We start from the raw sequence: 10,380 nt of genomic DNA, 5'->3' as shown, positions 1-10,380 counted from the left end.
GGTCTTCCAGCCGGTCAAATCGGTGGGTGTCGTCGGCGATGGCCGCCGCTACGCCTGGGTCATCGCCCTGCGTGCGGTGGAAACCTTCGACTTCATGACCGCACGCTGGGCACATTTGCCGTATGAGCTGCTGGAGAAGGTCTCCAACCGCATCATCAACGAAATCGACGGTATCTCACGCGTGACCTACGACGTATCGAGCAAACCGCCAGCGACGATCGAGTGGGAGTGACTGGCATTCGAAGCGGCAAGAATTATTCAGCACTATCAGCGGCTTGGTGGTTTTTGACAATCACTTCGGCCACATCGTCAATTGCGCGGACTTGCGGCGGTAAGCGATTGATGTCGAAAGGCTTCGCACCTGTCATCTGTCGGCGGTTCGCGCATGCAGCGCGAAGATTTGACGGTAAACCTGACGGTAGATTGGTTCTTGAAATCTCGGTGTCTGCATTTACTGTCGTATCCGTGTGGCTTCAGACGGTAAAACCAAACAAGAGCGACATACAAACTAAAAACGCTTCGGCGAACTTGTGTATTTCGTAGTGGCGTTCCGGTTCATATACTGCGCAGTAAATATCGATGTTTTTCGCTCAATTCGTCCCTCAAGGAGAAACGAACTGCGCGACAAATAGGATGTCAGGTAGAAAATTCGTATCCTTCCGGTATTCGAAATCTATCGGCTTGGACAATGATCGCCGGGTACCGAGTCCATGATTGAGCGCGATCCCTTGCTGGAGTTGAAGGCTGAAAACGCCCGCTTGATCGCCCTGCTGGAAGCGAACGGCATTCAATGGCGCGCGCCGCCGGAACCCGTGCCGCCAGCTTTGACGCTGGAGCCCTCACGGCTTTCCACGGACGAAAAAATAGCGCTGTTTCGCCGCTTGTTCCGGGGACGCACGGATGTCTATCCGATCCGCTGGGAAGGCAAGACTTCGGCCAAGTCGGGCTACTCGCCGGCCTGCGCCAACGACAAATTTGCAAGGAGAGCAAATTTGCACAGCGAAGCTGCCCGGAGGGCGAGGGCCATGGATGGCCCGAGTGAATGGCGCGCAGGTGTCTGCGAGAAGCCGCGCATCAAGTGCGGGGATTGTGGCAGTCGACTGCTGATCCCGCTATCGGATGCAGTCTTGTACGATCATCTTGCCGGCAGGCACACGGTCGGCGTCTATCCCCTGCTGGAGGACGATACCTGTCATTTTCTCGCCATCGATTTCGACGAAGCCGAGTGGAAAGAAGATGCCCGGGCCTTCGCCCAATCCTGCACCGAACTCGGTGTCCCGGCGGCTATCGAGATTTCACGATCCGGCGAAGGGGCGCACGTCTGGGTATTTTTCGCTGGCCGGGTGCCGGCGCGCGATGCCCGCCGCCTGGGCACGGCCATCATCAGCCATACCTGCTCGCGCACCCGGCAATTGAAGCTCGCGTCCTACGACCGCCTGTTCCCCAATCAGGACACGATGCCCAAGGGCGGTTTCGGCAACCTGGTCGCCTTGCCGCTGCAGAAAACACCCCGCGAAAACGGTTGCAGCGTCTTCGTCGATATGGAACTGCGCCCGTTCGACGACCAATGGGCGTTCCTAGCTTCAATCCAGCCGATGGCGCCGCACGATATCGAGCCGAGCATTCTGCGTGCTACCGGTGGCGTGCATCCATTGGATGTCACATTCATCGACGAAGAAGAGTTGGCAAAGCCGTGGCAGCGTTCGATGCCGGTGGCGAATAAATTGTCGGGGCCTTCCATGCCAGAGTCGCTTGCTGTGACGCTGGCCAATCTCGTCTACTTCGAGAAAGCACAGTTGCCACAGGCGCTGGCGAACCGCTTGATCCGCCTCGCCGCGTTCCGGAACCCGGAGTTCTACAAGGCACAGGCGATGCGGCTGTCGGTCTGGGATAAACCGCGCGTGATCGGCTGTGCCGAGAACTATCCGCAGCACATTGCCTTGCCGCGCGGTTGCCTGGATGCCGCGCGGGCGTTGTTGAGAGACAACGGCATCCGCTGCGATCTGCGTGATGAGCGCTATGGTGGCGAGTCGCTGGAAGTCACCCTCGCCGGTCAGTTGCGCCCGGATCAGCAATCGACGGTTGCGGAAATGCTGAGCCATGACGTCGGCGTGCTGTGTGCGCCTACCGCCTTCGGCAAGACGGTCGTCGCGGCAGCGATGATTGCCAACCGTGGTGTGAACACACTGGTGCTGGTACATCGCACGGAGTTGCTCAAACAGTGGCAGGAGCGTCTGCGGTCCTTTCTTTGTCTCGACAAAGGTGCGATCGGCACGATCGGTGGCGGCAAGACCAGACCCACAGGGAAGATCGATATCGCGGTGATGCAGTCCCTGTCACGGAAGGGCGAAGTGAATCCGTTGGTCGAGAACTACAGTCATGTCATCGTGGATGACAATTTCGTCGGGAGCGAAATTGGACGCACGTTAGTGCGCCCGCAGGGTGCGCGCCATGGACGGCGCGCATCAATGCCACCATGTCGGCGCGGTGTCATTCGACGCCATTCTGAAGCGCACCAAGGCGAAATACGTGCTCGGCCTCACCGCCACGCCGATCCGTCGCGACGGCCAGCAACCGATCATCTTTATGCAATGTGGACCCATTCGGCACACGGCGGCAAAACCTGCCGGTGCTCCGCACGATCTGGCGGTGGCGCCGTATTCGCTGCATGGGTGCATCGACCTGCCGCTCGAAGCAGGAATTCAGGATGTGTTCCGGCACCTCGCCAATGACCAGGGCCGAACGACCGCAATCGCCGCCAAAATCGAACACGCCTTCAGCCAAGGCCGCAAGGTGCTGGTGCTGACCGAGCGTACCGACCATCTCGAAGCCATTTCGGCGGCTTTGGCTGGAAAGATTCCAGGACTGCTCGTCCTGCACGGCCGGATGTCACGGAAGCAGCGAGCGGCACTGATTGGGCAACTCGAGGCTCTCCCCTTGGAAGCGCCGCGCGTACTGCTCGCCACCGGCAAGCTGGTCGGAGAGGGGTTCGACCATCCACCGCTGGACACCCTGGTGCTGGCGATGCCGGTGTCGTGGAGGGGTACTTTGCAGCAGTATGCCGGCCGGTTGCACCGCGAGCATGCCAACAAGACCGATGTGCGGATCATCGATTTCGTGGACACGGGCCACCCGGCGCTGCTGCGGATGTGGGACAAGCGCCGGCGCGGATACAAGGCCATGGGGTATCGAATCGGCGAATGAATGCCATCGATCAGATCACATGGCCTTCACGGAAAGTGAATCGTGATGAGTGAATACCAGTACTACGAATTCGTCGCCATCGATACGCCACTGACCCCGAAGCAGATGGCGGAACTGCGCGCGCTCGTTACGCGCCAGCATTACCCCGATCAGCTTCGTCAATGATTACCAATGGGGCAATCCCAAGGGCGATTCCGCCGACTGGATGCGACGCTGCTCTGATGCTCCTGTCTAGTGGCCAGCTGAGTTGGTGCGGCTCACTGCGTCTGGTCGAACGCTTGGATAAATGCCATGCTGAAATCTGGCGGGGATCGGCTGTATGCGGGCAACTCGCATGCCATGTCATTGACGGTGCTGGGACGAGCTTCTCTCGCTGTGTAGTCGACAGTATCTGGGAGCACATTCGACCTCTGCAGGAAATCTATTTCGCTGTTGTGCCAATGTCTGTCCCTGGGGCGGGGAACGAGGCCAGGGTATTGCGCTCCAACACCGAGCGGTTCATGCGTTGTTGCAAGGACCGCGAACAGCGTCATCCTCTTGGTCGGATGACACCGCCGGTTTATCCTGAAGGCGACAACTTAAAGAGGAACCTGCAAATGCAAACGCGCAAACTGGGCCGCCAGGGCCTCGAGGTTTCCGCACTCGGCCTCGGCTGCATGGGCATGTCGGACTTCTATGCAGGCCGCGACGAGGCCGAGGCGGTGGCGACCATCCACCGCGCCATCGAGCTTGGCGTGACCTTCTTGGACACCGCCGACATGTACGGCCCGTTCACCAACGAGGTGCTGGTCGGCAAGGCGATTGCCGATCGCCGCGAGCAGGTGGTGCTGGCCACCAAGTTTGGCAATGTCCGCAACGAGAAGGGCGAGTATCTCGGTATTCGCGGGGACGCCGAATACGTGCGCCAGGCCTGCGACGCGTCGCTCAAGCGCCTCGGCGTCGACCACATCGACCTCTATTATCAGCACCGCGTCGATCCGGACACGCCGATCGAGGAAACGGTGGGCGCCATGGCCGAGCTGGTCAAGGCCGGCAAGGTCCGCTACCTCGGGCTGTCGGAGGCGGCACCGGAGACGATCCGCCGGGCGCACGCCGTGCATCCGATCAGCGCGCTGCAGACCGAATACTCGCTATGGAGCCGAGAGCCGGAGGAGCAGATCCTGCCGACGGTTCGCCAGCTGGGCATCGGCTATGTCCCCTACAGCCCGCTCGGACGCGGCTTCCTCACTGGGCAGATCCGCCGCATCGAGGATCTCGCCGAGGACGACTACCGTCGCCACTCGCCGCGTTTCCAGGGCGAGAACTTCCAGAAGAACCTCGATCTGGTGCAGGAGATCGAGACGATGGCGCAGGAGAAGGGCTGCATGCCGTCCCAGCTCGCGCTGGCCTGGCTGCTGGCGCAGGGCGAGGACATCGTGCCCATCCCCGGCACCAAGAAGCGCAGCCGACTGGAGGAGAATGTCGGCGCGCTTGACGTACGGATCGGCGCCGAGGACCTCGCGCGCATCGACCGCATCCTGCCGCCGGGGGCGGCTGCGGGCCCGCGCTACGCCGCGCCGCAGATGCAGGCGCTGAACCGGTGAGCGGCGCCGCGCTGGAGGGCCGGGTCGCCATTGTTACCGGCGGTGGACGCGGGCTCGGCCGCGCCATGGTGCTCGGCCTTGCGGCCGCGGGCGCGCGGGTGATCGCCACCGCCGCCCGCGAGGCAGCGGAGGTCGAAGCCGTCGCCGCGGAGGATGGCAGCGGCCGCATCGTCCCAATGGTCGCCGATGTGACCCGTGAGCAAGACTGCGCCCGCATCGTCGCACTGGCGCAGGAACGCTTCGGCCGGCTCGATCTGCTGGTCAACAACGCCGGGCGCGGGATGAAGTACGTCAGCGAGCGCTTTCTGAGCGAGCCGACCCGGTTCTGGGAGGCCGATCCGGAGGTCTGGTGCATGGTGATCGATACCAACGTCAACGGGCCGTTCCTGATGGCACGGGCGGCCGCGCCGGGCATGATCGCCGCCGGTCACGGGCGGATCGTCAACATCACCATGAATCACGCCACCATGCGCCGGCGTGGCTTCTCGCCCTATGGCCCCTCGAAGGCGGCGCTGGAATCGGAAACCATCATCTGGGCGCAGGACCTCGAAGGGACCGGGGTCACGGTCAATGCGCTGCTTCCGGGCGGCGCCACGGCAACCGGCATGATTCCGGACGGCTTTCCAGCCGAAGCTCGCGCCAACCTGCTCGATCCCGCCGTTGTCGTGCCGCCGCTTCTTTGGCTGGCCTCGGACGCCTCGTCCGCGGTCACCGGGCGACGGCTCGATGCCTCGCGCTGGACGCCAGGGGCTCCGGAGGCCGAGGCCGCAGCCGCCGCGCTCGACGACGCGGGCTGGACTGTCTCCTGACTAGCGGGCCGTTGAAAACTGTAGGCGAGGCAGGCAGGACAAGGCCAAAAGGGCCGAGGAAGCGGACCGGGCTCGCGATCGAGTTTACGGCTGTAAATGAGCATTGTGACCGGGCTGGCGACCCAGGATCTTTTTGATGCAGGATTGCCAACGCAGGTAGTTTTTCAACGGCCTGCTAGCGGGCCGGGGATCAAACGGTTGCGGTAGATGGCTGGGTTCCGCGCGCCCACTCGATACCCATCCCGGGAGCGTTCGGTCAGTCAGCCTGATTCGGGCAGTCCAGAGTCATGTTTGTGGTTAGCAGCAAAAAGACTGTCAGGAGCGGCGTCGGTGCTGGAGCGTTGAGGAAAAGCTCACCATGGTGCGGAGAGCCTGCGCAAGGCGCCTCGATGGTAGCCAGGCATAACGGCATCAATTCCAACCAGTTGTGCCAAGGCGGGAAGTGGTCAGCGCATGAGCGCCGGACACTGCGGTACTGACTTCGGTGCGGGACGCGATGAACCAGCTCTGCGAGCTGAAACCCTATGCCATGCGTATCTGGCTCGACCCAGGCCGCATGGCGAGCTTCAATATCCGGCTGTGGACGGCGGGCTGCTCAACCCGTTGCCATCGTGCCCGTGGTGTCTGGCTAAGCGACCTGATCGTCGCGGTGAGCCTCAACTTGCCGAGCCAGAAGCGCGACCTGTTGCCGGTGATCGAGACGGCCGCCGCTGCTCATGTGGCGCTTCGCGGCATGTCCGGTTCGCTCACGGCGTACCTGTCGTTCCTTTGCCGGGAAGACGCCGCGGCCCTGGAGCTGGCGCCAGCCTGTCAGCGGAAGACGGCGAGCCCGGCTGGATCGAGCCCGACCCGGACGACCCGCAGCCGTACTCCAGGCCAGGCCACCGAGCCGTGGGTTGGGGTGACGGCGTCAGTTGACAGCGATTGGTTATTGACTAGGGTGTAGGTTGGAGAAACGCCAGGCTCCGGCCTGTAGGGCTTCAACAATCGACAACAAAAAGGAAGACGCCATGCCTTACGCTGATGTCAACGGCCAGCATCTATATTACGAAGATACCGGCGGAGCGGCTCCCGTGCTGGTCTTCTCTCACGGCTTGCTGATGGATCACCGCATGTTCGAGCCGCAGATCCGCGCCCTGTCGTCACAGTATCGCTGCATTGCCTGGGACGAACGCGGCCACGGCAACACGGCAGGCGACACGATCGAGCCTTTCACCTACTACGATTCGGCCAACGACCTGGCGGCCCTGCTCGACCACCTGGACATCCAGCGAGCGGTTCTCGTGGGCATGTCCCAAGGCGGCTATCTCTCGCTGCGCTGCGCCTTGAACCACCCCTCGCGGGTGCGGGCCCTGGTGTTGATCGACTCCCAGGCGCTGCCAGAGGCTCCCGAAACCCTGCCGCAACATCAGGCACTGGTGGAACAGTGGAGCACCCAGGGGCTGACCGACGAGAGTGCCGAGCTGATTGCCGATCTCATCATCGGACGCGACTGGCCGGGCGCCGAACAATGGAAGCAGGGCTGGAAGCAGAAGGCAGCGCACGACGTCACCACCTGTTTCGACACGCTGCACGGACGTGACGACATCCAGCCGCGGATGAGCGAGATCCAGGTACCGGCCCTGGTAATCCATGGCACGGCGGACCAGGCCATTCCCCTGGCTAGCGCCGAGGCCATGGCGGCTGCCTTGCCGCATTCCCGGCTGGAGGTGATCGAAGGCGCTCCGCATGCCGCCAACCTGACGCATCCTGAACGGGTCAACGCCGCCATACAGGCCTTTCTCACCACCCTGTAGCCTGGCTTGGCAGGCGATGGACTGCCTAACGGCAGGTGGCGCACGCCGCATCGCCTACAGCCGTGGGTTCCGGAATACGGACTTCATTGCGGCTTGCGCGCCTGACCACCGGCGTGGCCGCAGCCCAAACGAACTGGCGAGGCGGGATCTGCCCGCGCCCAGCGCCAGCGCCAGCGTTCCTGGGCCGGCGCGTAGGCGAGACAGGGCGCTGCAGCCTGCAACGCTGGCGATGGCCCATACAGCGGTAACGGATGGGAGTGGCTAGCGGCTTTCCACGTTATTGCGGCCTGGTGCCGGTCATCGGCTACACATGGTTGGGGCGATGCTCGTGTTGCTGGGCGGGTGTGGTCGCCTGGACGTTTGTACTGGATACCGTGCATGAGAAGGCTGGCTTGACCCTGACATCGTGCTATCGCTGGTGGCCTAGATGGCCGCATTCTGGCGCGCTTTCTCATGGAAGCATCATTTTCTGCCACTGTTCGCGGTGCTCGGCTGGTTCAGCGTGGCCTTCGGCGCACGATCGTAGCGCTCTATCCCCTGGTCATTCCGCCGGCGCTCGATCTCGCTGAGGCTTCCTCAGCGCCGCTGAGTCAGATGTTCATCCTGGCCGGCTTCGTCATTCTGATGCCGGTCACGCTGGCACGCATACAGTACCCTTGGCTTGGGCCTTCCACGGCAAGATCAGGGCGAAAAGCTGATGCCCCTGTTTTTGACCCGCTTCGCCGATCTTGCAGTCCATCCGGCAAAAAGCCCGGCGTCGCGGCACTTGGCGGGCAGCAGGCGATGCCGAACGGCGCGGCGATAGGGAGCTATCGCCGGAGTGTTCAGATCACGTACAGGTCCAGGTATTCGTTCACGGGCATGGCTTCCAGCCTGGCCAGGTCCAGCGAGACGTCGAGGATCTGCTTCTGCCGCTTGTCCGGCAGCATGCGCGCCAGATTGGTCCTGAACTTGGCTTCCAGCAGCGGGAGGCCCTCGGCGCGCCGCCGGCGATGGCCGAGGGGGTACTCGACCACCACCTCGTCCATCACCGTGCCGTCGGTCAGCTCGATGCTCAGCGCATTGGCGATCGAACGCTTGTCCGGGTCGTAATAATCCTGCGTGAACTGCGGGTCCTCGACGCACACCATCTTCTCGCGCAGGAGGTCGATCATCGGTTCGGCTGCGACCGAATCCTCGTAGTCCTCGGCCGTCAGGCGACCATGGAGCAGTGCGACCGCGACCATATACTGCACGCAGTGGTCGCGATCGGCCGGATTGTCCAGCGGGCCCTGCTTGTCGATGATGCGGATGCAGGCCTCCTGGGTGCGGAGGGTGATTTTGCGGATATCCTGCGGCGACCTGCCGGCCGCGCGCAGCCGGCCGTGCACGATCAGGGCCGCCTCGGCGGCCGTCTGGCCGTGGAACTCGGCCGGAAACCTGATCTTGAACAGGATGCTCTCCATCACGTAGCTGCCATACGGCCGCTGGAAGCGGAACGGCTGGCCGCGGAAGCTGACGTCGTAGAATCCCCAGGTCCTGGCGGTGAGCGCCGATGGATAGCCCATCTCCCCGGTGGCCGCAATCAACGCCAGGCGGACGCCGCGGCTGGTCGCATCGCCCGCCGCCCAGCTCTTGCGGCTGCCGGTGTTCGGCGCGTGGCGGTAGGTGCGCAGGGATTGGCCATCCACCCAGGCCAGCGACTGTGCCGCCAGCTGCTCCTCGCGCGTCAGCCCGAGCAGGTCGGCCACCACCGCGGCGGTCGCAACCTTGACCAGCAGCACGTGATCGAGGCCCACCTTGTTGAAGCTGTTCTCCAGTGCGATGCAGCCCTGGATCTCGTGCGCCTTGATCATGCTGGTCAGCACCGTGCGCATCGTCAGCGGCGGCTTGCCCGAGGCAATCGCACTGCGGCTCAGCCAGTCGGCCACTGCCAGAATGCCGCCGAGATTGTCCGACGGGTGGCCCCATTCCGCCGCGAGCCAGGTGTCGTTGTAGTCCAGCCAGCGGATCATCGCGCCAATGTTGAATGCCGCCTGTACCGGATCGAGCTGCAAGCGGGTTCCTGGAACCCGGGCGCCGTTGGGCACCCGCGTTCCATCGACGACCGGCCCGAGCAGCTTCTTGCACGCGGGGTACTCCAGCGCCTCCAGGCCGCAGCCCAGGGTATCGATCAGGCAGTGGCGCGCCGTTTCGTAGGCGAGCGCGCTGTCGATCCGGTAGTCGCGGACGTAGTCGACGATGTCGACCATCACCGCATCCCAGTCGGGCCTACGGGCGGACTTGGTGGCAGATTCGGTCATGGCGTGCATCTCCTGTGGCGATTGATGAGCACGGCGGTAGCCGCAACCGGAAAACGTCAGCGAGCGCATCGGGGATGCCTATCGGCAGGCGAGTCGTAGCTGATTCCGGGGATAGTGCCGCGCCGAGTCAATGTGGCCCGTCGATGGCTCAGCTCGCGCCACGGCGGGATGCGGCCGTGGCGGCCGCTTGCAGCGCGGCAGCGGGTTCCTCGTGCGCAGGGCTCGCGCAGCAAGTGCTAGCCGCAGCGGCATCCAGTGCGGCATTTTCCCCTGGCTGCAGCCGTCGTCGTTGGCCGGAATGACGCGCCGTGTAGAGGTCAATGGCAGCAAATCCCATCAGTTATCGACACTGATCCGGCCGAAAGTTCATCTGTTTTGCCGCAGTCGGTGGACATTCAGCGATCGGCATGATCCATTCCCGCCGCGGCAGCTTTTCGGCCCGGGCGCGCAGCGCCAAGCCGGCGGCAGCCACGCCTTCGGGCCGGGCGGGGTCAAGGTTCCAGCCGTGAACGCTCACGCAGGCGGTTTGTAATGATCCGGAGAATAATCCGCAGAACGAGATAACTGATGATGGCAACGCCAACCACTGCTGAGCCACAACCTCTCGTTTAGCCCATTGACGTCCCATAAGATGGCTCCACGGTCCGCCTTTTCGACTCGAAGTGTCGAGTTTTTTATCGTGCGCCTGGCATGGCGCGTTGCGCGT

6 protein-coding genes and 2 pseudogenes are annotated in these 10,380 nt (G+C 63.2%); 6 read left to right on the top strand and 2 right to left on the bottom strand.

Features of this window, described 5'->3' with window-relative positions:
- The 6 genes and pseudogenes from NA637_RS22750 to NA637_RS22725 all read left to right on the top strand — a co-directional run.
- Window positions 1-232, top strand: a pseudogene (locus NA637_RS22750) (glutamine-hydrolyzing GMP synthase); the annotation flags it as partial.
- A 478-nt stretch (window positions 233-710) separates the two neighbouring features.
- Window positions 711-3,204 (top strand): annotated as a pseudogene (locus NA637_RS22745) (TOTE conflict system archaeo-eukaryotic primase domain-containing protein).
- Window positions 3,205-3,800: 596 nt separating this feature from the next.
- Window positions 3,801-4,787 (top strand): aldo/keto reductase, encoded by a 987-nt coding sequence (locus NA637_RS22740; RefSeq protein ID WP_256074802.1) that lies wholly within the window; start codon window positions 3,801-3,803, stop codon window positions 4,785-4,787.
- A complete protein-coding gene (locus NA637_RS22735; RefSeq protein ID WP_256074801.1) occupies window positions 4,784-5,596 on the top strand; it encodes an SDR family NAD(P)-dependent oxidoreductase in 813 nt (270 codons plus the stop codon). The genes NA637_RS22740 and NA637_RS22735 overlap by 4 nt, the downstream gene beginning before the upstream one ends.
- A 496-nt stretch (window positions 5,597-6,092) precedes the next feature.
- Window positions 6,093-6,542, top strand: coding sequence for a hypothetical protein (locus NA637_RS22730; RefSeq protein WP_256074800.1), 450 nt, complete (start codon window positions 6,093-6,095; stop codon window positions 6,540-6,542).
- 64 nt (window positions 6,543-6,606) lie between these two features.
- Complete coding sequence (locus NA637_RS22725) at window positions 6,607-7,392, top strand: alpha/beta fold hydrolase (RefSeq protein ID WP_256074799.1); 786 nt, start codon at window positions 6,607-6,609, stop codon at window positions 7,390-7,392.
- An 824-nt stretch (window positions 7,393-8,216) separates the two neighbouring features.
- Here the strand turns inward: NA637_RS22725 and NA637_RS22720 are convergent.
- Together NA637_RS22720 and NA637_RS22715 are read right to left on the bottom strand one after the other, a co-directional pair.
- Window positions 8,217-9,674: a bifunctional 2-methylcitrate dehydratase/aconitate hydratase gene (locus tag NA637_RS22720; RefSeq protein WP_256074798.1), complete on the bottom strand. Its 1,458-nt coding sequence runs from the start codon at window positions 9,672-9,674 to the stop codon at window positions 8,217-8,219.
- 340 nt (window positions 9,675-10,014) lie between these two features.
- A partial coding sequence (locus NA637_RS22715) for a hypothetical protein (RefSeq protein WP_256074797.1) occupies window positions 10,015-10,380 on the bottom strand: 366 nt, incomplete at its 5' end.

Origin of the sequence: Stutzerimonas stutzeri (assembly GCF_024448935.1) — a bacterium.
GTDB lineage: Bacteria > Pseudomonadota > Gammaproteobacteria > Pseudomonadales > Pseudomonadaceae > Stutzerimonas > Stutzerimonas stutzeri_AO.
Note: the sequence above shows the minus strand (reverse complement) of the source record. Positions and strands in the feature narration are given on the sequence as shown.

Excerpts from the sequence above, each read along its gene's own strand:
- NA637_RS22740 (WP_256074802.1), top strand. The coding sequence starts at position 3,801 with ATGCAAACGCGCAAACTGGGCCGCCAGGGCCTCGAGGTTTCCGCACTC.
- NA637_RS22730 (WP_256074800.1), top strand. The coding sequence starts at position 6,093 with ATGAACCAGCTCTGCGAGCTGAAACCCTATGCCATGCGTATCTGGCTC.
- NA637_RS22725 (WP_256074799.1), top strand. The coding sequence starts at position 6,607 with ATGCCTTACGCTGATGTCAACGGCCAGCATCTATATTACGAAGATACC.
- NA637_RS22720 (WP_256074798.1), bottom strand. The coding sequence starts at position 9,674 with ATGACCGAATCTGCCACCAAGTCCGCCCGTAGGCCCGACTGGGATGCG.